Source organism: Achromobacter spanius (assembly GCF_002966795.1).
GTDB classification, from domain to species: Bacteria; Pseudomonadota; Gammaproteobacteria; order Burkholderiales; family Burkholderiaceae_B; genus Achromobacter; species Achromobacter spanius_D.
This window is the reverse complement of the sequence record NZ_CP023270.1, coordinates 974,600-997,348: the sequence shown is the minus strand read 5'-3', so window position 1 is coordinate 997,348 and position 22,749 is coordinate 974,600. Positions and strand designations below refer to the sequence as shown.

Here is a 22,749-nt window from a genome sequence, read left to right as displayed (position 1 = left end):
ACATGCCGCAGCCGTCCGTGCGCGCCTACGTCGGTCTGGGCGCCAACCTGGGCGACAGCGCGGCCACCCTGCGCCAGGTCCTGGCGCAGTTGCAGGCCACACCCGGCATCACCGGGGTGATGGCCTCGCCGTTCTACCGCAGCGCGCCGGTGGATGCCACCGGCCCCGACTTCGTCAACGCCGTGGCGGCCGTGGACACCGCCCTTGCGCCGCTGGCATTGCTGGACGTCCTGCAGGCGCTCGAAAACGAACACGGCCGCCTGCGGCCCTACCGCAATGCCCCTCGCACGCTCGATCTGGATTTGCTGCTGCACGGCGATACGCAGCTGGACGACGCGCGGCTGATCCTGCCGCATCCCCGCCTGCATCTGCGCGCCTTCGTGCTGCTGCCGCTGCGCGATCTCGCGCCCGGCCTGTCCGTGCAAGGCCAACCGCTTGACGCCTGGATCGGCGCGATCCACGACCAGCCGATCGAACGAATCGCGCCCTGAGCGCGGGTTCAGCGGTGCAGCGCAGTACGCGCCGCGTGCCGGCATCACGCCTTCGGCGTAAACGCCATCATGGCGCGCTCGACGTCTTCCACGTCCGGCAACCCCGCCTCGTTCCCCAGATGCTGGATCTTGTGCGCGGAGGCCGCCCGCGCAAACGTGAAGTGCTCGATCCAGGGCTGTTCCGGCCGCGTCAGGTAGGACCACACATAAGCGCCGTGAAACACGTCGCCCGCGCCCGAGGTGTCGATGATGCGCGACACGGGCACGTCCAGCGACGGCAGCGTGCCGACGCGCCCCGTCTCGTCGTACCACAGCATCCCGCGCTCGCCGAGCGTCACCGCGCCGATGCGGCAGCCGCGCGTCTTGAGCAAATCCAGCAGCCCTTCGGGCGACAGACCAAGCTGCTCGCACATGCGCTCGGCGCAAACGGCCACGTCGATGTAACGCAGCAGTTCGTCGGTGTTCTCGCGCATGCCGCCGCCGTCCAGCGAGGTCAGCACGCCGGCCTGGCGGCAGGCGCGCGCGTAATGCAGCGCGGCGTCGGGCTGATGGCCGTCCAGATGCAGGGCGCGGTAGCCGCCGATGTCCAGCCGGGGAAAGTCGTTCAGGTAGCCCGCGTCGCGCGCGCGGACGATGGCGCGCTTGCCGTGATTGGGCATGATGAACGACAACGAGGAACGCCGCACCTGGCGCGCGTGCAGCGTGACGCCGTGCGCGGCCGCCATGTCCGAGTACATATGGCCCAGCCAGTCGGGCGCCAGCGAGCAGATCAGATCCGGCGGCAACCCCAGCCGCGCGCAGGCAAATGCCGCCGTGACCGCATTGCCGCCGAACGAGACCGCGTAGTCGCGCGCCACGCTTTTCTGGTCGCCCGTGGGCCATTCGTCGGCCAGCACGGTGACGTCGATGTAGGTATGTCCGATGAAAAGCGCCTCGCCCATGGGCCCGCCTTGTCAGGTTGTATGCGCGGGGCGCCTCGGCGCACGGTCTGGACGAGGCGCCGGCGCGGGATTCAGCCGCGCGTGGATTCACCCGCCTGCGCCAGCACCAGCCGCGCCCGTGCGATGACGGGCGCGTCGACCATCTTGCCATCCAGCATGAACGTGCCCGCAGCGGTGTCGCGGTGCGCGGCGATGACGCGCCGCGCCCAGTCGAGTTCCTGCTGGGCCGGCACGAAAGCGGCGTGGATGACGGGAACTTGCGTCGGATGGATGCACAGCATGCCGCCGAAACCCATCTGCTGCGCCCGGCTGGCCGCTGCGGCCAGCCCGGCCTGATCCTGCACGCCGGGAAAGACGCCGTCCAGCGCGGGCGCCAGGCCGGCTGCACGCGTATGCAGCAGCACCTGCACCCGGGCGTGGTCCAGCACGGTTTCGGCGCCCGGCGTGTCGGGCGTCAGGCCCAGATCCAGACCGTAATCCAGGCTGCCGAACGCCAGCCGCGCGACGCCGGGCGTGGCGGCGATCTCGCCGGCATTGAGGATGCCCTGCGCGGTTTCAAGAATGGGAATCACGGGACAGCCGGTCTGGGCCGCGTGCCGCACCTGCATCATGCTTTCGGCCTTGGGCAGCAGAATGCCCGCCACGCCGGCCCTGCCGCGGCAGGCCTTCAGATCGTCGTCGTGCCAGGACGTGGACGCGTCGTTGATGCGCACCCAGAGCCGGGCCTCGCGATTCAGGCCCAGGAAGTCACACAGGGCTTCGCGGGCCGACGCCTTGGCCAGGTGCTCCACGGCGTCTTCCAGGTCCACGATGACGGCGTCCGCGCCCGCGGCCAGCGCTTTGGGGATGCGCTCGGGCCGCGAGGCCGGCACAAACAGGGCGCTACGAACGACGGGATGTGTCACACGACCTCCGAGGCATGAAACTGCGCCACCTGATCCGGCGCGTATCCCAGAGATGCTAGCACCGCATCGGTGTTTTGGCCCACGGCGGGCACCGCCCCCATATGCGCCGTGAACGCGTTGCTGGTGGCGGGCGGCAGCAGCGCAGGCAGCATGCCGGCGGGGCTGTCGACCTGACTCCAGCGCTGGCGCGCCTGCAATTGCGGATGCGCCCACACGCCGGCCATGTCGTTGACGCGCGCATTGGCGATCTGCGCGTCCTCCAGGCGTTGCGTCACCTGCTCGATGGACAGGTCGGCAAAGGCGGTCACGATGAGCGCGCGCAGCGCGTCTCGGTTGGCGGTGCGCTGCGAATTGGAGATGAAGCGCGGGTCCTCGGCCAGCTCGGCCTGGCGCAGCACCTGCGCGCAGAAGACACGCCATTCGCGTTCGTTCTGCAGGCCCAGCATGATGGTGGAGCCGCCACCCACGGGGAACGGCCCGTACGGATAGATGGACGCATGGGCCGCGCCCGCGCGCACGGGCGGCGCCGCGCCGTCAAAGGCGTAATACATGGGAAAGCCCATCCACTCGACCATGCTCTCCAGCATGGAGACGTCCAGGCGGCTGCCCACGCCCGTACGCTGGCGCAGCAGCAGCGCGTTCAGGATGGCCGAATAGGCGTACATGCCGGCGGCGATGTCCGCAATGGAACACCCCGCCTTGACCGGATCGTCCTTCGTGCCGGTGACCGACAGGAAGCCGCTTTCGCTCTGGATGAGCAGGTCGTAGGCCTTTTTGTCCTGGTAGGGACCGCCCTCGCCATAACCCGAGATGTCGCAGACGATCAGGCGCGGATGCTTTGCGTGCAGCGCCTCGAACGACAAGCCGAGGCGCGCCGCGGCGCCGGGCGCCAGGTTCTGCACCAGCACGTCGGCCGATTCCAGCAGGCGGTCCATGACACCAGCGGCTTCGTCGCGCTTCAGGTCCAGCGTCAGGCTTTCCTTGGAGCGGTTGGTCCAGACGAAGTGCGAGGACAGCCCCCGCACGCGCTCGTCGTAGCCGCGGGCGAAGTCGCCGCTGCCCGGACGTTCGATCTTGATGACGCGCGCGCCCATGTCCGCCAGCTGGCGGGTGCAGAAAGGCGCGGCGATGGCGTGTTCCAGGCTGACGACGGTAATGCCGTCCAGCGGGCGGGAGGCCTGCATGTTCATTCGGTGAACCTCAATTCGGCTTGGTGGGCCAGCGTGCCGTCCTGCTCGGCCCAGAGCTGGGCGACGCCCGGCTCGGACAAGCGGCCGGCGACCTGGAAAGGCGTGGGGGAAATCAGCGGGCGCAAGCCCCGGTAGGCAAGATGCGTGAGGCGGGCCTTGGGATGCGCCCGCACAAAGGCGGCGACCATCTCGGTGGCGATGAGCGGGCCATGGACGACCAGGCCGGGATAGCCTTCGACGCCGGTGACGTAGGGATGGTCGTAATGGATGCGGTGGCCGTTGAACGTGACGGCCGAATAGCGGAACAGCAGGATCGACGTGGGGTTGACCGTGTCGCTCCATTGCGCCTGCGGCGCGGGCTCGCTGCCCGTGAGCTTGGGCGGTGTGGGCTGGCGGTACACGATGTCCTGCTCTTCGAGGATGGCCACTTCGCCCGATTGCCAGTATTCATGCTGCACGGTCACGAACAGCAGGGAGCCGGTGCGGCCGGTCTTTTCCTTGACCTCGGCCACGGTCGACACCCGTTCGGCAGGCACGCCCACCTTGAGCGGCTGGCGGAATTCCACCCGGCCGCCTGCCCACATGCGGTTGCGGTCCTGCGCGGGCGGAAGAAAACCGCCGCGCGAAGGATGGCCATCCGTCCCCAATCCGTCCATGCCGACGGTGGCGATGAAGAAAGCCCATTGCCACAACGGCGGCAGGTCGTCGCCCTCGGCCGGCACCGGACCGCCCAGGGTGGCGGCGATACGCGCGGCGTGGCCGGGATCCATGGCGTCCGCCTTGCGTTCGCCGCTGCCGATCCACGCGGCCGGATCTGTAGATGTCATGCCGAGTTCCTCTGGTGGTGTTTTTACAGCCTGAAGCATGCCCGCAAGCCGACGGGCGTGTGAATTCGTTTTTCCTCAAGGCGGGGTTTGCGGCGCCTGAATCGGCCATCCGCGCCGGGGCCGGCCGCCGTAATATATGGACCATGCACTTCGACCTTGCCGACCTCCGACTGTTCATCCACATCGCCGAATCCCCCAGCCTGACGCAGGCGGCCAAGCGGGCGCATCTGTCCCTGGCCGCGGTCAGCGTGCGAATCAAGGCGCTGGAGAACCAGCTCAATTCCCGACTGCTCTACCGCGACAGCCGCGGCGTGGAAATCACGCCTGCCGGGCAAAAACTGCTGCAGCACGCGCGCGTCATCATGCGGCAGGTGGATCACCTGAAACACGATTTCCAGGAACAGGCCGACGGCGACGCCGGCCACATCCGCATCTTTGCCAACACCACCGCCGTCACGGAATTCATGCCGGACATCCTGGCGCAATTCCTGTCGGGCCATCCGGGCGTCACGGTGGATCTGCAGGAGCGTCTGACGCGCGACATCGTGCGCGGCGTGCTGGACGGCACCACCGACCTGGGCATCGTCGCGGGGCCGGTGGATGCGCCGGAATTGCAGACCATCCACTTCAGCACCGACCGCCTGGTGCTGGTGGTGCCCAATGGCCATCCGCTGCAGGATCAGGACAAGGTCAAGCTGGCGGACGCCGTGCGCTATCCGTTCATCACCATGCACGAAGGCTCCACGCTGGTCGCCTTTTTGCGCGACCAGCTGGAACGCGTCGGCCAGCGCCTGCCGCAGCGCATCCAGCTCTACAGCTTCGATTCGATCTGCCGCATGGTGCAGGCGGGCGTGGGCGTTGGCGTCATTCCGGACTCGGCCGCGCGCCGCTACGGTGGAGACACCAAGCTGCGCGTCGTCGAGCTGGACGAGCCGTGGGTGGTGCGCGAGCGCAAGCTGCTGGTGCGCGACATCGATGCCCTGCCCGGCTGCGCGCGCGAACTCATTGATCAGATCCAGACGCCGCAGGCATCCTGACGTTGCGCCGCATCATTTGCCGGTGAACGCCGGCGGGCGCTTTTCCGCGAAGGCGCGCATGCCTTCCAGGTAATCGTCGGTGTAGCCCAATTCGCGCTGCAGGCTGCATTCCAGATCGAACTGCTGCGCCAGCGTGTTGCCGCTGGACGCCTGCAACGCCGCCTTGGTGGCCCCGTAGGCGCGAGTGGGGCCGGCGGCCAGCGTGTCCGTCACCTGCGCGATCGTGTCGGCCAGCGCCGCGTCGGGCACCACCCGCCAGATCAGGCCCCACGATTCTGCCTGCGCGGCCGTCACCGATTCCCCGAACAGCGCCGCGCCCATCGCGCGCGCCGATCCGACCAGGCGCGGCAGGAACCACGTGCCGCCCGCATCGGGCAACAGGCCGATCTTGCTGAACGCCTGCACGAAGCGCGCCGATTCCACCGCAAACACCACGTCGCACGCCAGCACCAGGCTGGCGCCCGCGCCGGCCGCCACGCCGTTCATGACGCACACCACCGGCACGGGCAAGGCGCGCAGGCGGTTGACGAGCGGGCGATAGCACTTCTCCAGCATCACGCTCAGATCGCGGCGCGAGCCGTCCTCGGCCGGTTTGCGTTCACCCAGGTCCTGGCCGGCACAAAAGCCGCGGCCCGCGCCGGTGATCACGAGCCCGCGCAGACCCTCGTGCGCTTCCAGCAGGTCCAGCGCGCGCGCCAGTTCGCCGTGCATGACCTCGGTGAAGCTGTTCATGCGCTCGGGCCGGTTCAGCGTGATGACGCCCACGCCGCGTTCCAGCGTGAACTGGATCTGCGTGAAAGCCGGCAGGTGCGTGAAAGCCGGTGCGTGTGCGCTCATGCCAATTCCTCCAGCACGGCCAGTTGCTCGGCCGTATCGCCCATCAATTGATCCACGACGGTCAGGCGCTTGAAGTAGTCGCCGACCTCCAGTTCGTCCGTCATGCCCATGCCGCCGTGCAGCTGCACGGCCAATTGCGCGACCAGGCGCCCGGCGCGGGCGGCTTCCAGCTTGGCCGATGCGATCATGCGGCGCCGTTGCGCCGCGTCGGATTCGGTCAACGCCGCCACCGCCACGTAGGCCATCGACAGCGCCAGCTCCTTGGCCACCAGCATCTCGGCCAGGCGGTGCTGCAGCGCCTGAAAGGACGCCAGCGGCTGGCCGAATTGCTTGCGGGTCTTCAGGTATTCCACCGTGATTTCCAGCAGGCGCTCCATCGCGCCCGCCGCGTGCGCGCACAGCGCTGCCGTGCCCCATTGCAATGCCTGCGCGAGCGCATCGTCGGCCGCATCGCCCTCTGCCAGCAGCGCCTTCGCGGGCAGCGTCACCGCATCGAAGTCCAGCCGCGCGCAGCGCGCGCCGTCCAGCGTGGGCGTGTCCGTCACGCGCACGCCGGCCGCATCGGCCGGCACCGCCAACAGAACGGTCTGGCCGTCGCCGCCGCGCGCGCTGACGAACCACGCATCGGCGGCCGCGCCGTGCCAGACCAGATGTTTGGCTCCGTCCAGCCGCCAGCCTTCGGCGGTCTGCGCGGCGCGGCACGCCGAAGGATCCGCGGCATAACGCCGGCCGGGCTCTTGCCACGCCACGCTGACGATGGCCTCGCCCGAGGCAATGGCCGGCAGCCAGGGGCTGCGCGACGTCTCGCCGCAGGCATCGGCCAGCGCCGCGCCCATCACCGCGCTCGGGATGATGGGCTCGGACACCAGTCCGCGTCCAAGCTCGACATGCACCGGCAGTAGGCTGGCGGGCACTTCGCCAAAGCCGCCGTGGTCCTGCGAAATGGTCAGGCCCAACACGCCCAGTTCGGCCAGCGCATTCCAGGCCTGCCGGTCCAGCGTGCCTGCGGCCTGGCGGGCGCGCCGCTGGGGAAAGGTCCATGCCTGGTCCACCAGGCGGCGCAGGCTGTCGGCCAGCATGCGCTGTTCTTCCGTGTAGATGAAATCCATGCGTCGTGTTCCTGTCGGGGTTGCGCGGCGGGCCTACACGCCCAGCACGAGGCGGGCGATGATGCCCTTCTGCACTTCGGTCGTGCCGCCGTAGATCGAGGTCTTGCGCATATCGGCATAGCCAGCGCCCGCGGCGGCGGCCATCTCGGGGCCAGGGCCGTGGAAATCGTTGCCGGCCACCAGCCAGTCCGGGTCATAAGGCCAGGCGTCCGGGCCCGCGACTTCCATCTGCAGCATCGCCAGGTCCTGCTGAATCTCGGACCCGCGGATCTTCAGCACCGAGGCCTCCGGCCCGGGCGTGCCGTCGTTGCTGGCGGCCACGCGCAGCAGCAGCATCTCCAGCGCCATGATGTCGACCTCGATGCGCGAGATGCGGTCGCGCATCCGGCTGTCCTGCAGCAGCGGCCTGCCGCGCGACTGCGCGCGCGCCGCCATGTCCTTCAGGATGCCCAGCTCGCGATGGCAATGGCCCAGGCCCGCGATGCCGGTGCGCTCGTGGCCGAGCAGGTACTTGGCGTAGGTCCAGCCCTGGTTCTCCTCGCCGACAAGGTTGGCGGCCGGCACACGCACGTCTTCCAGCCAGACCTCGTTGACGTCGTGACCACCGTCCAGCGTGCGGATCGGACGCACCGTGACGCCCGGCGCGCGCATGTCCAGCAGCAGCATCGAGATGCCGCGTTGCGCGCGCGCATCGGGATCGGTGCGCACCAGGCAGAACATCCAGTCCGCATATTGCGCCAGCGTGGTCCAGGTCTTCTGGCCATTGACCACGTAGTCGTCGCCGTCGCGCACGGCGCGGGTCTTGAGCGACGCCAGGTCGGAACCGGAACCCGGCTCGGAATACCCCTGGCACCACCAGTCCTCCACTCGGATCATGCGAGGCAGCAGCCGGGCCTTCTGTTCGGCGCTGCCGTACTTCATCAGCACGGGGCCGATCATGGACAGCCCGAACGGCAGCAGCCTCGGCGCGCCCGCCTTGAAGCACTCCACTTCGAAGATCAGGCGCTGCAGGGCGTTCCACCCCGTGCCGCCGTGTTCGACCGGCCAGTTGGGCGCGCCCCACCCCTGGTCGGCCAGGATGTTGTGCCACCGCACATAGTCGTCGCGCTCCAGCCGCTGGTGCCGCAGCACTTTGCCGCGAATGTCTTCCGGCAGCTTCTCGGCAGCGAAGGCGCGCACGGCCTCGCGGAATTGGCGCTCTTCTGGCGTCCAGGTCAGGTTCATGGTCCACCTCCTTTGCCCGGTATCTAGCCACGGCGCGCACGGCCGGACAATCTGCCTCTCCCGAAGACGGGCTTCGCGTTGCGTGTAGGGCGCGCGGCCCACTACGGATTGGCAAAAGTCCTGCTTCAGCAATGAAGAATGGCCGAAGCCGTTGGCAGTGCGGACACTAGGCGCTGTTCAGCTTCACGCTTCAGATTCACGCTTCATTTACCGGAACCCCATCGCACCATGACTGCTCCCGATCAGACGGCTGGCGTCTCGCAAGGCGTCGAGGCGCAATACCGCCAGGCGCTCGACGAAGGCCGCTTCCTCATCCAGCGCTGCGGCGGCTGCGACCGCGCCGTGTTCTATCCCCGCATGATCTGCCCGCACTGCGGCGCGGACAAGCTTGCCTTCGCGGCGCCGGACGGACGCGGCACCGTGTATTCCACCACCGTCGTGCGGCGCAAGCCCGAGGCGGGCGGCGACTACAACGTGGCGCTGATCGACCTGCAGGAAGGCGTGCGGCTGATGAGCCGCGTCGACGACGTGGCGCCGGAGGCCGTGCGGATCGGCATGGGCGTGCGCGCGCAGGTGATCCAGCAGGACGGCCGCGGGCTGGTCGTCTTCGTTCCCAACAAGGAGGCGGCATGACGCTGAATGATTTGCGCGGCGCCGTGGCGGTGGCCGGCGTGGGCCATGCGGGCCTCGGACAGGCCACGGGCTTTACCGAAATGGAAATCCTGGTGCAGGCGGCGCAACGCGCCGTGGCGGACGCGGGCCTGACGATGCGCGACATCGACGGCATCTGCACCGCCAGCGTGGCCGCGCCGATGTGGGCCATGCCGGTGATCGAACACCTGGGCATCCGCCCGACGTTCATCGACAGCACCATGCTGGGCGGTTCTAGCTTCGTGGCGCATCTGATGCCGGCGCTGCACGCGCTGGCGTCCGGCCAGTGCAATGCCGTGCTGGTCTGCTACGGCAGCACGCAGCGCACGTCCACGCTCAGCCGCGCCGAGGTCGGGCGTGTGCGCAAGCAGTTCGATCCGCAGCCCTACGAGTCCCCCTACGATCCGCTCAATCCGCTGTCCTCGTATGCGCTGGCGGCCGCCCGGCACATGCACCAGTACGGCACCCGCCGCGAAGATCTGGCGCGAGTGGCGCTGGCGGCCAACCAGTGGGCGCAGCTCAACCCGGAAGCCCAGTTGCGCGAGCCGGCCACGTTGGACCAGATTCTTTCCGCGCGCATGGTGTCCGATCCCTTGAGCGTGCGCGACTGCTGCCTGGTCACCGACGGCGCGGGCGCCTACGTGCTGGTGCGCGCCGACCGCGCCCGCGATCTGCCGCGTCCGCCTGTCTATGTGCTGGGCAACGCGACGGCCGTATGGAACCGGCAGATCTCTTCGATGGAAGACCTGACGGTCACCGCCGCGTCCGAGTCCGGCCGCCGGGCCTTCGCGATGGCAGGCCTTGCCCCCAAGGACATCGACGTCGTCGAGCTCTACGACGCGTTCACCATCAACACGCTGCTGTTCCTGGAAGACCTGGGCTTCTGCGCCAAGGGCGAAAGCAAGGAGTTCATCGCGGACGGCGCCATTGCGCCCGGGGGCCGGCTGCCGGTCAACACCAACGGCGGCGGGCTGTGCTGCGTGCATCCCGGCATGTATGGCGTCTTCATCATGATCGAGGCGGTGCGCCAGCTTCGCGGCGAATGCGGCGACCGGCAGGTTTCGGACGCGCAGCTTGCGCTGGTGCATGGCAATGGCGGTACCCTGTCCAGCCAATCGACCGCCATCCTGGGCACCCAGGCAACTCTTTGATCCGACGTATCACCCATGTCTCACGCAGAACCCATCACCCGCATCCACGACATCCTGGCGCTGCAGGCGCGCCGGCAGCCCGACGCCATCTGCCTGTACGAGGAAGGCGGCGGCACGGTGACCTACGGCCAGTTGTGGCAGCGGGTGCAGGACACGGCGCAATGGCTGCGCGGCCAGGGCGTGCAGCCCGGCCATCGCGTGATGATGGTGGGCGAGAACTGCACGGCGATGCTGGCCGCGCTGTTCGGCTGCGGGGTTGCGGGCGCCTGGCCCGTGGGCGTGAATGCGCGCCTGTCGGGCCGCGAGATCAACAACATCCGCCAGCACGCGCAGCCCGAGCTGGTGCTGTTCACGAGCGGCGTGTCGACGGCGGCGGCCGCCCATGCCGCAACGGCTGGCGCGGTTGAAGCCGACGCCGCCGTCTGGGGACCGGGCATCGCTGCCGCGCGCGCGGCCGAGCCGACGCAGGCTGAAACGGGCGAGCTGGCCGGCGAAGTCGCCACGGTGATCTACACGTCCGGCACGACGGGCGCGCCCAAGGGCGTGATGGTGCCGCATCGCGGGCTGATTCACTTTGCGCGGGTATCGGCGGCGTCGCGCCGGCTGACGCCGCACGATATCGGCTACGCGGCGCTGCCGATGTCGCACATTTTCGGCATCGCAACGGTGCTGATGTCCACGCTGCATGCGGGCGCCAGCCTGGTGCTGCGCAGCCGCTTCGATCCGGACGATGTATTCAAGGCGCTGGCGCATCCCGGCGTCAGCATCCTGCAAGGCGTGCCGACGATGTTCAGCCGCCTGATGGCAGTGGCGCCGCCCCGTGCGGACCTGCGCGCGCCGGCCCTGCGCTACCTGTACACGGGCGGCGCGGCGCTGGATCCGACGCAAAAGCGCGATGCCGAACGCTACTTCGGCGTGCCGATGCACCACGGCTACGGGATCACGGAGTACGCAGGCTCGATGTTCATCACGGATATCGACGCGCCGCGCGACGACTGCTCAGCGGGGCACGCGGTGGACGGCGTGGAGCTGCGTGTCGGCAACCCTGACTCGGTCCCGACGCCGGGCACACGTGGCGACCTGCTGATCCGCGGTCCTGGCGTGATGCTGGGCTACTACCGCAATCCGGAACAGACGGCGCAGGCGCTGCTGCCGGGCGGCTGGCTCAACACGGGCGACATCGGCTTTGTCGACGACAGCGGCGCGTTGTTCATCTCGGGACGGTCGAAGGACCTGATCATCCGCTCGGGCTTCAACGTCTACCCGATCGAGGTCGAGTCGGTGATCAATGCCTTTCCCGGCGTGCGCCTGTCGGCCGTGGTGGGGCGTGACACCGACGATCACAACGAAGAGGTCATCGCGTTCGTGGAGCCCTTGCCGGGCGCAACGGTCGATACCCACCTGCTGATGCTGCACCTGCGCGCCCAGCTTGCCCCGTACAAGCGTCCGGCGCGAATCATTCCCATCGAGACGATTCCCACCACCGTCAGCGGCAAGATCCTGAAGCAGCCGCTGAAAGAAAGGCTGGCGTAGGCGCGGACTGCTGTTCCGCTCTGACGACCGGCCACTTATGCACAAGGAGACAAGAGCGTGAACATCAAGACCCTGATCGCCGCGGCCTCGGCCGTGGCCGCGCTGGCTGGCGCACAAACCGCCTCGGCGCAGACGTATCCCGACCGTCCCATCCGCCTGCTCGTGGGCTACGCCCCGGGCGGCCCGGTGGACACGACGGCGCGCGTCTTTGCGAAGTATCTCGGCGACAAGCTGGGACAGACCGTGGTGGTGGAGAACCGGGCGGGCGCGAGCGGCATGATCGCGTCGGACGCGACCGCCAAGGCGGCGCCGGACGGCTACATGCTGGGCTTTGCCGCCAGCCCGACGCTGACGATGTCGCCACTGGTACAGCGCAGCACGCTCTTTGACCCCCGCAGGGATTTTTCGCTGTTGGGCCTGGTGGTGGACTACGCGAACGTGCTGTTGATCGGGCCGCAGATCCCGGCGAAGAACGTGGGTGAACTCGTGACCTATGCGCGGGAGCATCCGGAGGCGGTGTCGTTCGGGTCGGCGGGGATCGGGGCGTCGAATCATCTTTCGGCCGAATTGCTGAAGAAGCAGGCGCAGGCGTCGATGCTGCACGTGCCGTATCGGGGTAATTCACCGGCAATGATGGATGTGGTGAGCGGCAAGGTGACGTTCATGTTCGACATCACAAGCACGGCGATTCCATTCGTGAAGAGCGGCAAGGCGCGCGCGCTGGCGGTGACGTCGAAGACGCGCAATCCGGAGCTGCCGGACGTGCCGACGATGATGGAGGCCGGGATGAAGGATTACGAGGTGGTGGGCTGGTATGCGCTGGTGGGGCCGAAGAAGCTCCCGGATGCGGTGACGGCGCGGCTGACCCGGGCGCTGTCGGAGGTGTCGAAGGACCCGGCTTTCCGCCAGGCAATGACGGAAGGCGGGTACACGATCAACGCGGGCGATTCGAAAGCGCTGCAGGCGCGGATCGACCGTGAGTACGCGTTGTGGTCTGACGTGATCCAGACCGCGAACATTCAGGCCAATTGATTTTCCCCGGAGCATGACGATGAATTCCCCGTCCGCATTGCGAGACCAGATCCGCCTGCCTGTGATTGGCGCCCCGATGTTTCTGGTGTCGGGGCCGCAACTGGTGGTGGCGCAGTGCGCGGCGGGGATTATCGGGACGTTTCCGTCGTTGAACGCGCGGCCGCAGGAGCAGTTGCACGAGTGGATCACGCGGATCGAGGACGGGCTGGCGGCGCGGCGGGTTGCGGCGCCGGATCAGAAGGTGGCGCCGTATGGGGTGAACCTGATCGTGCATCCGAGCAATCCGCGCTGGCAGGGGGATCTTGCGATCTGCGCGGAACGCCGGGTGCCGCTGCTGATTACGTCGCTGCACGCGCCGGAGGCGGTGGTGAAGGCGGCGCATTCGTACGGCGGGCTGGTCTATCACGACGTGACGAACGTGCGGCATGCGAAGCGGGCGCTGGATGCGGGGGCCGATGGGTTGATTTTGGTTGCCGCAGGGGCTGGCGGACATGCGGGGCAGATGAATCCGATTGCGCTGGTGAACGAGATTCGCGCTTTCTACGACGGGCCGTTGGCGTTGTCGGGGTGCATCAGCCATGGGAAGGATATTTTGGCGGCGCAGGTGCTTGGGTGCGATTTTGCCTATATGGGGACTCGGTTTATTGCCACCCGGGAGTCGTTGGCGGGGGATGCTTACCGGGAGATGGTGTTGGCGGCGCAGGCTGGGGATGTGACTTATACGGCTTATTTTTCGGGGGTGCCGGCGAATTATTTGTCTGAGAGTATTTTGGCGGCGGGGTTGGATCCGGTTGTGTTGGGCGGCAATGGGGTGGCGGGGCCGGCGAATATGGATAAGTCGTCTCGGCCTAAGGCTTGGAAGGATGTTTGGAGTGCTGGGCAGGGGGTGGGGGCTGTGCAGGAGGTGTTGGGGGTTGCAGAACTGGTGGCGCAGTTGGAGGGGGAGTATTTCGGGGCTGTTGCTGCTGTGTCGCGAAGGGTTTGAGTTCTTTTGACGCACGGCTTAGCCGCGAGCGGGGATGGTTCTTTTGACGCCCGGCACGTCGTCGGCCTGGGGCGCGCGGGGCTACGATTGCGGTCCGGAGCCTTCGCTCCGGACTGCCCCATCCTCATCCTCGTTGCCGCCTGCGGCGGCTGCCTTCGGATTCCGTCGGGCGCATCTACACGCCCCGCGCACCCCAGGCCGACGACGCGCCGGGCTCCGGTGGTTTGAACTTGGCGGGCGCTGGGGCGGGTTGAGTTCTTGAGGTTCTTGCCTGCGTTTGCGCGGGTTTGCCGCGGCTTGCGGGGCCCGCGCCCGGTTGGCCGCGCGGGCGGCCTCCGGGCGCTTACGCGGTGTCTTGCGTCCGGGGATGACGCTTCGCGATTGCCGTGAGCGTTTCGCACTCTGGTGTCAGACACCATCTCCGAGATAACGGCAACACCGGTAAACTGCGCGGTCATGCGGCGCCGGTCGGCGGCCGGACTTGTACATCCTCTGGAGAGCTTCACACCATGATCCGTTATCTGGTCCTTTCGGCTTCGCTGGCGATGGCTGGCAGCGCTGTGGCCGCGCCGTCTTTCAATTGCGCCAAGGCTTCCACGCCGGTTGAGAAGTCCCTTTGCGGCAATTCGCGGTTGGGGGACCAGGACGCTGCCATTGCGAAGCAATACAAGGCCGTGCGCGATGAACTCGATGCGCAGGGAGCCAAGGCATTGGTGGCCGATCAGAAGTACTTTCTGGGCGTGCGCGACAGAGCTTATGCAGAGCCCTACGTGCAGAGCACACCTTTCGAGGCGCTTACCGACACCATGCGTTATCGCCTGGAGTTCCTGAAGGCGATCAATCCCAAGCCGGCCGACGGATTTGTCGGCAAGTGGAGGAACATCGAAGGCGAGATCGAGGTCACGCAGAATTCGCGTGGCGAGTTCCTGGTGGCGGCGAATTCGGCGCGGCCCTATAACGGGAACTGGGTTTGCGATTTGAGTGGCCGGGGCATTGTGTCGGGCGACACGCTGACGGTGATCTATCAGGATGGACCGCCCTGGACGCTGACGCTCAAGCGCCGCGGTGCGGTGCTGGAGACGCTTGAGACGCCGCCTGTTGGTGTGAAGAACGAAGGCTTTGGGCCGCCGTTTTGCGGCATGAACGGCAGTTTGGCCGGCAGCTGGTTCGCGGTGCGCTGATCGCCACCGCGTTGCCGCGCGAGTGACCTGATGCGCAATTGCGAGTCGCGTCAGGTCACTCGATCCTGACCGGATCACTCCAGCTTGATGTTCGCGGTCTTGATGAGATCGCGCCACTTCGCGATTTCGTCGCGCACGAATTTGCCGAATTCCTCGGGTGAGCCCGGCTTGGGCTCCGCACCCGCTGCGATCATTGCCTTTGCGGTGCTGTCGTTCGACAGCACTTTCACCATGTCCGCGTTGATGCGCTTGACGATGTCGGGCGGCGTGCCCTTGGGCGCCATGACGCCGCTCCATGAGTAGGCCTCGTAGCCGGGCAGTCCTGATTCCGCGATGGTGGGGATGTCGGGGACCATGCTGGATCGTGTGGGGTTGCCGACGCCCAGTGCGCGGATCTTGCCGCCCTTGAGGTGCGGGACGGCGGAGGGGCCGTCGGCGAACATGACTTGCACCTGGCCGCCCAGGAGGTCCTGCATGGCGGGCGCGCTGCCACGGTACGGGACGTGCTGGATGCGCACGCCGGCCATGGCGTTGAAGAGTTCGCCGGCCAGGTGCGTGCCGCCGCCGGTGCCGGAGGAGCTGAAGGACAGTTTGCCGGGGTTCTGTTTGGCGTAGGCGATGAGTTCGCTGACGGTGTTGACGGGCAGCGACGCGTTGACGACGAGGACGATGGGGAAGACCGCGGCCATGCCTACTGGCACGAAGTCGGTGGTGATGTCGTAGCTGAGGTTGTTGCGCAGGCTGGGCAGTACGGCGTGGTGGATGGACGCGAAGAAGAAGTTGTAGCCGTCGGGCTCTGCTTTCGCGGCGAATTGGGCGCCGACGATGCCGCCGGCGCCGGATTTGTTGTCGACGACGGTGGGCACGGACCAGAGTTGGCCGAGGGGCTGCGTCGTGAAGCGCGCGGTGGTGTCGACCGGCCCTCCGGCGGGAAACGGAACGATGAAGGTCACGGCGTGGCCCGGCCAGGTGGCGGCGCGGGCCCAGGATGGAAGCATGGCGGCGGCGCAGGCTGCGCCTAGCCCCGCGAGGACGCGGCGGCGGTCTTGATGGATCACGGCAGTCTCCTGAGTCTTGTTCTGGTCACGGCTGGACATCGCGTGCTGCCGCCCGCCGCTGTTTTTTATTATTTGCCGAATGCCGGAGAAGTCCGCTACGTATTTGCAAAAGCCCCTCTTTCGCGGGGGCTGAAGAATGGGCCGCCCGCGCGCGCTCGCCCCAGTGCGGCGGTGCTACGGCGCATGGCCTAGGGCATAGGAAGTCAGGGCAAACCCTGCGCCCTATTGCCCGCGCGCGGCGCGTTGCACGTGGCCAATGAAGCACTCGGCAAAGCTGGGCAGGTCGCGGCCGCGTTGGCGGCACAGCAGGCGATCGCGCAGCGCCCAGGGGTCATCCAGCTTGAGCACATGCAGAAAGTCGGGGCGGCTGTAGCGCGCCGCGCAGGCGCGCGGGACGACGGCGATGCCCGCGCCGGCCTCGACCATGCGGCACACGGCCTCGAAGCTGCCCACGTGCACGCGCTGGCAGATGCGCTTGCCCAGCCCGCTGGCAATGTCTTCAAGAAAGGTCTGGATCGCGCTGTCCGGGTGGATGCCGACGAACTGGTACGCATCCACAAGGTCGGCGAAATGCGCGGTCTTCTGCGCGGCCAGCGGATGGTCCAGCGATGTGACCACGGTGAGTTCGTCGCGGAACAAGGGCGTGACGTCCAGGCCCTCGACGTCGATGTTGCCGGCGACGAGGCCCAGGTCGCCGGCGCCGGCGCGGATCGCGATGACGATGTCACCGGAGATTTTTTCTTCGAGCTCGACGTCGACGTCCGGGTTCTCAGCGAGAAACGTGGATAGCGCGTCGGCCAGGAAGGAGTTGGTGGCGGTGGTGTTGGCCAGCAGGCGCAGACGGCCTTTCAGGCCGCTGGCGTAGGGCTGCAGATCGGCGTTCAGGCATTCAAGCTGGCGGAAGACGGCATTGGCGTGCTTGAGCAACACTTCGCCGGCGGGCGTCAGCGCAACCCCCGTGGCCATGCGCACCAGCAGGCGGGCCTTGAATGCCTCTTCCATGTGCTTGACCCGCGCGCTTGCCGCCGGCAAGGACAAAAACGTGCGTTCCGCGGCACGGGTCAGATTGAGTGTTTCGCCCACGTTCAAGAACAAACGCAGGTCCGTCAGATCATGTCTCATGTTCCACCACGCAGAAGGGGGGCATTTCTAATTTTGAATTCTTCGAATGCCGGGTCGAATCTACCATGAGGCCATGCCCATGAACCAGACGGGTTGATGCGGAACTGTTTTCCACAGACGGCGTGCGCGCCGCAGCACAGGAGTCAGAAGCAATGAGCGGCTTGGTATCCGGAAAGGTGGTGATCGTGACGGGCGCGGGCGGCGGCATCGGCCGCAGCGTGGCGCTGGCAATGGCCGAGGCGGGCGCGAAGGTCGTGGTGAACGACATCGGCGTGTCGCTCACGGGCGAAGGCGGCGCGGACGGACCCGCGCAGGCGGTCGTGAAGGAAATCGTCGAGGCAGGCGGCCACGCAGTGGCCAACACCGACAGCGTGGCCGCGTACGACAGCGCCAGCCGCGTCGTGCAGACGGCCATCGACGCATTCGGCCGGGTGGACGCGGTGATCAACAACGCGGGCAACCTGCGCGACCGGGTTTTCCACAAGATGAGCGAAGAGGAATGGCGCCAGGTGATCGACGTGCACCTGAACGGCTCGTTCTACATGAGCCGCGCGGCGGCGCCCTACTTTCGCGAACAGGAATCGGGCGCCTTCGTGCACATGACGTCCACGTCTGGGCTGATCGGCAACTTCGGCCAGGCCAACTACGCGGCCGCCAAACTGGGCATCGTCGCGTTGTCCAAGTCGATTGCGCTGGATATGGCGCGCTACAACGTGCGGTCCAACTGCATCGCGCCGTTCGCCTGGAGCCGCATGACAAGCTCCATCCCCGCGGAGACCGACGAAGAAAAGGCGCGCGTCGAGAAACTGAAAAAGATGGAAGCCGGCAAGGTGGCGCCGATGGCGGTGTTTCTGGCCAGCGACGCGGCCAGCGAGATCACGGCGCAGATCTTCGCGGTGCGCGCCAACGAGATCATGCTGATGAGCCAGCCTCGTCCGCTGCGCACGGTGCATCACAGCGAAGGCTGGACGCCGGAGCGCATCGCCGAGATCGCCGCGCCCGCCATGCGCAAGCACTTCTACGCGTTGGAGCGTTCGCCCGACGTGATCGACTGGGATCCCATCTGAGGCCGCCACATGCCGTTGGACTATGCAACCGTGAAGGACTGGCGCTTTGACGATGTGCGCCAGCGCTATGAACAGAAGGACACCATGCTGTATGCGCTGGGCATCGGCCTGGGGCAGGATCCGGAAGACACGGGCCAGTTGCGCTACGTGTACGAAAAGGACCTGCGCGCCTTCCCGACGATGAGCGTGATCCTCGGCTACCCGGGCTTCTGGGTCAGCGATCCGCGCTCAACGGTGGACTGGGTGAAAGTGGTGCATGGCGAGCAGCGGCTGACGCTGCATGCGCCGTTGCCGGTGTCGGGCATCGTTACCGGCAGGACGCGCAACACGCACGTGATCGACAAGGGCGCGGACAAGGGCGCCATCATCGTCAGCGAACGCACGCTGCACGACGAAGACGGCCAATGCCTGGCGACCCTGCGATCAAGCACCTTCTGCCGCGGCGATGGCGGTTTCGGCGATGGCGATGCCAGCCCCGAGGCCCTGCCCGCCGCGCCCGATGGCGACCCGGAATTGCGCTGCGAGCTGCGCATTCCATCCAGCGCGGCGCTGCTGTATCGCCTGAACGCCGACCGCAACCCGCTGCATGCAGACCCGGAGGTCGCGCGTCAGGCGGGTTATCCCCGCCCCATCCTGCATGGCCTGTGCTCGTACGGCGTGGCTGCGCATGCCATCGTCAAGACGTACTGCGATTACGACGCCGCGCGGCTCACCAGCCTGAACACGCGCTTCTCGGCGCCCGTCTATCCGGGCGAGACGCTGCAATGCGACATGTGGCGCATGCCGGATGGCCAGATCCGCTTCATTGCCCGCGCCAAAGAGCGCGGCATCGTGGTCATGAGCCACGGCACCGCGACGGTGCAATCATGACGCGCCCGCCTCCGCTTGACGGCATCCGCGTGCTGGACCTGTCGCGCATCCTGGCCGGCCCGTGGTGCACGCAGAACCTGGCAGACCTGGGCGCCGATGTCATCAAGATCGAACGGCCGCATCTCGGCGACGACACCCGCGCGTGGGGACCGCCCTTTCTGAAGGACGGCGATGGCCAGGACACCAACGAATCGGCCTACTACCTCAGCGCCAATCGCAACAAGCGCTCGGTCGAGGCCGACATGGCCACGCCGGAAGGCGCGGCGCTGATCCGCGAACTGGCCGCGGTCAGCGACATTCTTGTCGAGAACTTCAAGGTGGGCGGCCTGGCCAAGTACGGGCTGGATTATCAAAGCCTGAAGGCGATCAACCCGCGCCTCATCTATTGCTCGGTCACTGGCTTCGGCCAGGACGGGCCGTTTGCGCAGCGCCCCGGCTACGACTTCATGATCCAGGGCATGGGCGGGCTGATGAGCATCACCGGCGAGCGCGATGATCTGCCTGGCGGCGGGCCGCAGAAGGCGGGCGTGGCCGTGACCGACATCGTCACCGGCATGTACGCGACCGTGGCGGTGCTGGCTGCCCTGCAGGAGCGCCATCGCAGCGGCCAGGGCCAGCATCTGGACATCGCGCTGCTCGACAGCCACGTGGCCTTGCTGGCCAACCAGAACTCCAACTTCTTCAATTCAGGCGTCGCGCCCACCCGCGCCGGCAACGCGCATCAGAACGTGGTGCCCTACCAGGTGTTCGCCGCCAGCGACGGCCACCTGATCGTGGCCACGGGCAACGAATCGCAGTATCGCGCCTACTGCCGCGCCATCGGCGTGCCAGAGCTCGGCGACGATCCGCGTTTTGCCACCAACCGGCTGCGCGTCACCAACCGCGTGGAACTGATCGGTATCCTGACGGACATCATGCGCGAAGGCCGGCGTGATGACTGGATCGCCAAGCTGGAAGCGGTGGGCGTGCCGTGCGGGCCGATCAACAACATCGCCCAGGCATTTGCGCACCCGCAAGCGCAGGCGCGGCAGCTGCGGCGCGACATGCCGCATCCGGCCGGCGGCGTGGCGCCCGTGACGGCCAGTCCGCTGCGGTTTTCGGATTCGCCCGTCGTGTACCGCCGCGCGCCGCCACTGCTGGGCGAGCACACCGACGAAGTGCTGCGCGACGTGCTGGGCAAGTCCGCGGAGGCGATTGCGGCGTTCCGGAAGTAGGAGGACCCGGCCCGCTCAGTGCATGCCGTCGAGCAGCCAGTGGCGCGTGTTGAACCAGCCCCGGAACACGCGCGCGCCTTGCGGGCCGGCGTCGTGCTGCGGCAGGCGCTGGCCGCCGGCCGCCAGATGAAGCCCGCGCATGATGGGTTCGAAGCGGTTGCGAAACGCCCCGCTCTGCGCCCGGAAATGCGCGTCCATGGCGGCGATCGCCGCTGCCTGCCCGGCCCGCGGCATCATCGACAGGAAGAACAGAATCTGCCGCCAGGCATAGGCGGTGTTGCGGGTCATCCGCACACACGCATGCCAATCGTGGATCTTCATTTGATGGCGCGCGCAGATCCATTCGAAGCCGGCAATCGCCATCCGGCCATACTGGCCGCGCAGCGCCGCATCCAGGCCCGCGTCCTTCACCAGCACCGCAAGATTCTGCGTGGTCAGGATCTGCTGCTGCTCGATCACCATGCCGTTGGCGCCCACTTGGCCAAAGCCTGGCTGCACGCCGGCGCGCGAGGCGCACAGCCGGCCGAACGCGTCGGCCTCGGCGTCGTCGCCGCGTGATTTTCGCGGCAACGGCAGCGCCAGCACCTGGCTGGCGTCAATATCGAAATAGCGGGTGTACAGACAGTCGCCCAGCAGCGCCGCCGCGCAGTGCGCCGCTTCCAGGAACTTGCGTCCGAATCGCCCCATGAAGATGTCCGCCGCCACCTCATCGACCAGCGGCAACGTCCATTGCGCGCGCTCGGCAAGCGCGTGCAGTTCCTGCAGCAGCTTGTTCGGCACGGGCGCATGCGGGAACGACGCCAGCGCAAGTTCCGCGATTTCCGTCAGCGCGGCGCGGGCCGCGTCGGCGTCCTGCCGCGCCGGCCGCCGCAGATTCTCCAGGGCCGCGATCCAGGGCAACCGGTCGAACGAGGCCTGCCGTTCAAGGTTCAGCAAGAGAAGCGAACGGCGCCGGCGGAACGCCCGATAACAAGCGCTATACAGCGTGCGCAACGCAGCATCGTCAAAGCCGCCGCCTTGCAGGCCCGACGTGATCTGCGGCGTGAGCGTCGCCAGGAAGTCGGTCGAGGTGATCAGCCCCTGCGCCACCAGATCGGCAAGCGTGCCGCTCTGACAGCGCTGCGCGCGCCGGGCAATAGGCGCCGGCACCGGTTCGCCCGGCGGCAGTTGGAGCGTTGCGGCTTCGGTTGCGTTCAACGGCGCCAGCACCGGCGCCAGGTCGTGCACGCCGACCGTCTGCGGATGATCCTGCAGGCGGGCGGCGACAAGGCGCGCAATTTCATGGAATCCGACAGCGGAAACGTCGTCGCGCTGACGGTGGCGCACGGCCTCGTGCTCTGCAGATCCGGGCTCGCCATGTGCGGCTACGAAATCGCGAACGATGCGGCGTATGCGGCCGACCTGCCTGCCGGTGAGGCCGGCAGCGTCCTGCGCGCACTGTGCCAGAAGGTCGAAGAGCTCGCGCTTGTGCCGATGCCTGCGCGACGTGCCGGCCGGCAACTGGCCGCTATCCTGGGCCGCATTGATCGCGGTCGTCAGCGCCTGGGCGCGTTGAATCCAGTCCTGCGGAAAACGCCGGCACGGCCAATCGTCCTCGACCGTTTCCAGAAACAGCGCGACGGCGCGGTCGTAGTGCGGCAGCAGGGTCTGAACGGTCGCGCGCTGCGCCGCGATGCGCGGCTGCGCGGGCAGGCGGGACAGCCGCGCAGCAACGTCGCCGGCGGTGCTGACATGGATGTCGGCGCCCGACGCATCATCGGCCGATCCGGGCGCGGGAAAGAAACGCAGCCGGTCGAAGAACGGCGCCACCACCGCGACCAGCTCCCGCGCCGCGTCGGCAAGCCCCTGACCCAGCAGCCACGCCACCACGGCCAGCGCGGCTTCTTCCGGCACCTCGATGCGATAGTCGCCGCGCGCCAGACGGTCTTGCAGATGCGCGACGCCGGCCTCGCTGAGAAACCAGGCGTTGAGATCGCGCCGTTCGTTGCCCGGCGTAATGCCGGAAAGCGTCGCCGCCAGCTCGCGCTCGTAGGGCGTCAACGGTCCACCGGCAAGCAGATCCCCCGTGGCAAAGCCGCCGGTGGCGACGTCCAGCGTCACCCAGTCGGGAATGCCGGGCAGCGGCGTGGCGGAGCCGTGGGTAGCCGAGCCATCCAGCGCATGCGCCAGCACCTGGCGCCAGCGCTCAACGCGCACCGCCGCGCGTTCGCGTACGGCGGGGTCCGGGTGGGTCTCGTGGGTCAGGAAGGCTTTGGCGAGCATGGCGGCGGCATAGCCGCCACCCGCCCCGTGCGCATCCGGCGCGTCATCCATGATGCGTGGCT

Annotated in this window: 21 protein-coding genes; 11 read left to right on the top strand and 10 right to left on the bottom strand. The window is 67.6% G+C overall.

The genetic code is table 11. The features are described 5' to 3' along the window. Positions 1-2 precede the first annotated feature (2 nt). Positions 3-491, top strand: a complete 489-nt coding sequence (locus CLM73_RS04435) for a 2-amino-4-hydroxy-6-hydroxymethyldihydropteridine diphosphokinase (RefSeq protein WP_105237472.1) — start codon at positions 3-5, stop codon at positions 489-491. Between the two features lie 44 nt (positions 492-535). Here CLM73_RS04435 and CLM73_RS04430 read toward each other — a convergent pair whose 3' ends face one another. The 4 genes from CLM73_RS04430 to CLM73_RS04415 all read right to left on the bottom strand — a co-directional run bounded on the left by CLM73_RS04430 (position 536) and on the right by CLM73_RS04415 (position 4,354). Then, positions 536-1,432, bottom strand: coding sequence for a sugar kinase (locus CLM73_RS04430; RefSeq protein WP_105237471.1), 897 nt, complete (start codon positions 1,430-1,432; stop codon positions 536-538). Positions 1,433-1,503: 71 nt separating this feature from the next. Beyond that, the gene (locus CLM73_RS04425; protein ID WP_105237470.1) at positions 1,504-2,337 is read right to left on the bottom strand and encodes an HpcH/HpaI aldolase/citrate lyase family protein; all 834 of its coding nucleotides are present in this window, start codon (positions 2,335-2,337) and stop codon (positions 1,504-1,506) included. Beyond that, complete coding sequence (locus CLM73_RS04420) at positions 2,334-3,527, bottom strand: CaiB/BaiF CoA transferase family protein (RefSeq protein ID WP_199778254.1); 1,194 nt, start codon at positions 3,525-3,527, stop codon at positions 2,334-2,336. The genes CLM73_RS04425 and CLM73_RS04420 overlap by 4 nt, the downstream gene beginning before the upstream one ends. Further along, positions 3,524-4,354, bottom strand: a complete 831-nt coding sequence (locus CLM73_RS04415; RefSeq protein WP_105237469.1) for an FAS1-like dehydratase domain-containing protein — start codon at positions 4,352-4,354, stop codon at positions 3,524-3,526. Before CLM73_RS04415 ends, CLM73_RS04420 begins: the two co-directional genes overlap by 4 nt. A gap of 143 nt (positions 4,355-4,497) precedes the next feature. Here CLM73_RS04415 and CLM73_RS04410 point away from each other — a divergent pair, with 143 nt between their 5' ends. Then, positions 4,498-5,391, top strand: coding sequence for a LysR substrate-binding domain-containing protein (locus CLM73_RS04410; RefSeq protein ID WP_105241380.1), 894 nt, complete (start codon positions 4,498-4,500; stop codon positions 5,389-5,391). Positions 5,392-5,403: 12 nt separating this feature from the next. Here CLM73_RS04410 and paaG read toward each other — a convergent pair whose 3' ends face one another. From paaG to CLM73_RS04395, 3 genes are read right to left on the bottom strand one after another with little or no spacing between them, the layout of a single operon-like run. Next, entirely contained in the window at positions 5,404-6,228 is an 825-nt protein-coding gene (paaG, locus tag CLM73_RS04405; protein ID WP_105237468.1) for a 2-(1,2-epoxy-1,2-dihydrophenyl)acetyl-CoA isomerase PaaG, read from the bottom strand. Further along, complete coding sequence (locus tag CLM73_RS04400; protein ID WP_105237467.1) at positions 6,225-7,337, bottom strand: acyl-CoA dehydrogenase family protein; 1,113 nt, start codon at positions 7,335-7,337, stop codon at positions 6,225-6,227. The genes paaG and CLM73_RS04400 overlap by 4 nt, the downstream gene beginning before the upstream one ends. Positions 7,338-7,370: 33 nt before the next feature. Next, complete coding sequence (locus CLM73_RS04395; RefSeq protein ID WP_105237466.1) at positions 7,371-8,561, bottom strand: acyl-CoA dehydrogenase family protein; 1,191 nt, start codon at positions 8,559-8,561, stop codon at positions 7,371-7,373. A 228-nt stretch (positions 8,562-8,789) separates the two neighbouring features. On the opposite strand from CLM73_RS04395, the gene CLM73_RS04390 reads away from it, so the two are divergent. The 6 genes from CLM73_RS04390 (at position 8,790) to CLM73_RS04365 (ending at position 15,094) form a co-directional block, all read left to right on the top strand. Next, positions 8,790-9,194 carry a Zn-ribbon domain-containing OB-fold protein gene (locus CLM73_RS04390; protein ID WP_105237465.1) on the top strand — a complete coding sequence of 135 codons (405 nt, stop codon included), beginning with the start codon at positions 8,790-8,792 and terminating at the stop codon, positions 9,192-9,194. Continuing rightward, the gene (locus tag CLM73_RS04385; protein WP_105237464.1) at positions 9,191-10,363 is read left to right on the top strand and encodes a thiolase; all 1,173 of its coding nucleotides are present in this window, start codon (positions 9,191-9,193) and stop codon (positions 10,361-10,363) included. Before CLM73_RS04390 ends, CLM73_RS04385 begins: the two co-directional genes overlap by 4 nt. A gap of 15 nt (positions 10,364-10,378) precedes the next feature. Beyond that, the gene (locus CLM73_RS04380) at positions 10,379-11,896 is read left to right on the top strand and encodes a class I adenylate-forming enzyme family protein (protein WP_105237463.1); all 1,518 of its coding nucleotides are present in this window, start codon (positions 10,379-10,381) and stop codon (positions 11,894-11,896) included. 57 nt (positions 11,897-11,953) lie between these two features. Continuing rightward, positions 11,954-12,928: a Bug family tripartite tricarboxylate transporter substrate binding protein gene (locus tag CLM73_RS04375; RefSeq protein WP_105237462.1), complete on the top strand. Its 975-nt coding sequence runs from the start codon at positions 11,954-11,956 to the stop codon at positions 12,926-12,928. Between the two features lie 19 nt (positions 12,929-12,947). Then, positions 12,948-13,913 carry an NAD(P)H-dependent flavin oxidoreductase gene (locus CLM73_RS04370; RefSeq protein WP_105237461.1) on the top strand — a complete coding sequence of 322 codons (966 nt, stop codon included), beginning with the start codon at positions 12,948-12,950 and terminating at the stop codon, positions 13,911-13,913. 509 nt (positions 13,914-14,422) lie between these two features. Then, positions 14,423-15,094 (top strand): lysozyme inhibitor LprI family protein, encoded by a 672-nt coding sequence (locus tag CLM73_RS04365; protein WP_105237460.1) that lies wholly within the window; start codon positions 14,423-14,425, stop codon positions 15,092-15,094. A 74-nt stretch (positions 15,095-15,168) separates the two neighbouring features. Here CLM73_RS04365 and CLM73_RS04360 read toward each other — a convergent pair whose 3' ends face one another. Together CLM73_RS04360 and CLM73_RS04355 are read right to left on the bottom strand one after the other, a co-directional pair. Next, positions 15,169-16,191, bottom strand: coding sequence for a Bug family tripartite tricarboxylate transporter substrate binding protein (locus tag CLM73_RS04360; protein ID WP_199778253.1), 1,023 nt, complete (start codon positions 16,189-16,191; stop codon positions 15,169-15,171). Positions 16,192-16,374: 183 nt separating this feature from the next. Continuing rightward, positions 16,375-17,274: a LysR substrate-binding domain-containing protein gene (locus tag CLM73_RS04355; protein WP_056569094.1), complete on the bottom strand. Its 900-nt coding sequence runs from the start codon at positions 17,272-17,274 to the stop codon at positions 16,375-16,377. Between the two features lie 152 nt (positions 17,275-17,426). Between CLM73_RS04355 and CLM73_RS04350 the strand changes: the two genes are divergently transcribed. The 3 genes from CLM73_RS04350 to CLM73_RS04340 are packed head-to-tail and all read left to right on the top strand — an operon-like array spanning position 17,427 to position 20,425. After that, positions 17,427-18,341 (top strand): SDR family NAD(P)-dependent oxidoreductase, encoded by a 915-nt coding sequence (locus CLM73_RS04350; RefSeq protein WP_056569098.1) that lies wholly within the window; start codon positions 17,427-17,429, stop codon positions 18,339-18,341. Between the two features lie 9 nt (positions 18,342-18,350). Continuing rightward, entirely contained in the window at positions 18,351-19,211 is an 861-nt protein-coding gene (locus CLM73_RS04345; protein WP_105237459.1) for a MaoC/PaaZ C-terminal domain-containing protein, read from the top strand. After that, positions 19,208-20,425 (top strand): CaiB/BaiF CoA transferase family protein, encoded by a 1,218-nt coding sequence (locus CLM73_RS04340; protein WP_105237458.1) that lies wholly within the window; start codon positions 19,208-19,210, stop codon positions 20,423-20,425. The genes CLM73_RS04345 and CLM73_RS04340 overlap by 4 nt, the downstream gene beginning before the upstream one ends. A gap of 15 nt (positions 20,426-20,440) precedes the next feature. Here the strand turns inward: CLM73_RS04340 and CLM73_RS04335 are convergent, their stop codons facing one another. Further along, positions 20,441-22,738 carry a hypothetical protein gene (locus CLM73_RS04335; RefSeq protein ID WP_105237457.1) on the bottom strand — a complete coding sequence of 766 codons (2,298 nt, stop codon included), beginning with the start codon at positions 22,736-22,738 and terminating at the stop codon, positions 20,441-20,443. Positions 22,739-22,749 lie beyond the last annotated feature (11 nt).

What these genes read in the sequence shown, in the direction of transcription:
- CLM73_RS04435 (WP_105237472.1), top strand. Translation starts at nt 3, where the DNA reads ATGCCGCAGCCGTCCGTGCGCGCCTACGTCGGTCTGGGCGCCAACCTG.
- CLM73_RS04430 (WP_105237471.1), bottom strand. Translation starts at nt 1,432, where the DNA reads ATGGGCGAGGCGCTTTTCATCGGACATACCTACATCGACGTCACCGTG.
- CLM73_RS04420 (WP_199778254.1), bottom strand. Translation starts at nt 3,527, where the DNA reads ATGAACATGCAGGCCTCCCGCCCGCTGGACGGCATTACCGTCGTCAGC.
- CLM73_RS04415 (WP_105237469.1), bottom strand. Translation starts at nt 4,354, where the DNA reads ATGACATCTACAGATCCGGCCGCGTGGATCGGCAGCGGCGAACGCAAG.
- CLM73_RS04410 (WP_105241380.1), top strand. Translation starts at nt 4,498, where the DNA reads ATGCACTTCGACCTTGCCGACCTCCGACTGTTCATCCACATCGCCGAA.
- paaG (WP_105237468.1), bottom strand. Translation starts at nt 6,228, where the DNA reads ATGAGCGCACACGCACCGGCTTTCACGCACCTGCCGGCTTTCACGCAG.
- CLM73_RS04400 (WP_105237467.1), bottom strand. Translation starts at nt 7,337, where the DNA reads ATGGATTTCATCTACACGGAAGAACAGCGCATGCTGGCCGACAGCCTG.
- CLM73_RS04395 (WP_105237466.1), bottom strand. Translation starts at nt 8,561, where the DNA reads ATGAACCTGACCTGGACGCCAGAAGAGCGCCAATTCCGCGAGGCCGTG.
- CLM73_RS04390 (WP_105237465.1), top strand. Translation starts at nt 8,790, where the DNA reads ATGACTGCTCCCGATCAGACGGCTGGCGTCTCGCAAGGCGTCGAGGCG.
- CLM73_RS04385 (WP_105237464.1), top strand. Translation starts at nt 9,191, where the DNA reads ATGACGCTGAATGATTTGCGCGGCGCCGTGGCGGTGGCCGGCGTGGGC.
- CLM73_RS04380 (WP_105237463.1), top strand. Translation starts at nt 10,379, where the DNA reads ATGTCTCACGCAGAACCCATCACCCGCATCCACGACATCCTGGCGCTG.
- CLM73_RS04370 (WP_105237461.1), top strand. Translation starts at nt 12,948, where the DNA reads ATGAATTCCCCGTCCGCATTGCGAGACCAGATCCGCCTGCCTGTGATT.
- CLM73_RS04365 (WP_105237460.1), top strand. Translation starts at nt 14,423, where the DNA reads ATGATCCGTTATCTGGTCCTTTCGGCTTCGCTGGCGATGGCTGGCAGC.
- CLM73_RS04360 (WP_199778253.1), bottom strand. Translation starts at nt 16,191, where the DNA reads ATGTCCAGCCGTGACCAGAACAAGACTCAGGAGACTGCCGTGATCCAT.
- CLM73_RS04355 (WP_056569094.1), bottom strand. Translation starts at nt 17,274, where the DNA reads ATGAGACATGATCTGACGGACCTGCGTTTGTTCTTGAACGTGGGCGAA.
- CLM73_RS04350 (WP_056569098.1), top strand. Translation starts at nt 17,427, where the DNA reads ATGAGCGGCTTGGTATCCGGAAAGGTGGTGATCGTGACGGGCGCGGGC.
- CLM73_RS04345 (WP_105237459.1), top strand. Translation starts at nt 18,351, where the DNA reads ATGCCGTTGGACTATGCAACCGTGAAGGACTGGCGCTTTGACGATGTG.
- CLM73_RS04340 (WP_105237458.1), top strand. Translation starts at nt 19,208, where the DNA reads ATGACGCGCCCGCCTCCGCTTGACGGCATCCGCGTGCTGGACCTGTCG.
- CLM73_RS04335 (WP_105237457.1), bottom strand. Translation starts at nt 22,738, where the DNA reads ATGGATGACGCGCCGGATGCGCACGGGGCGGGTGGCGGCTATGCCGCC.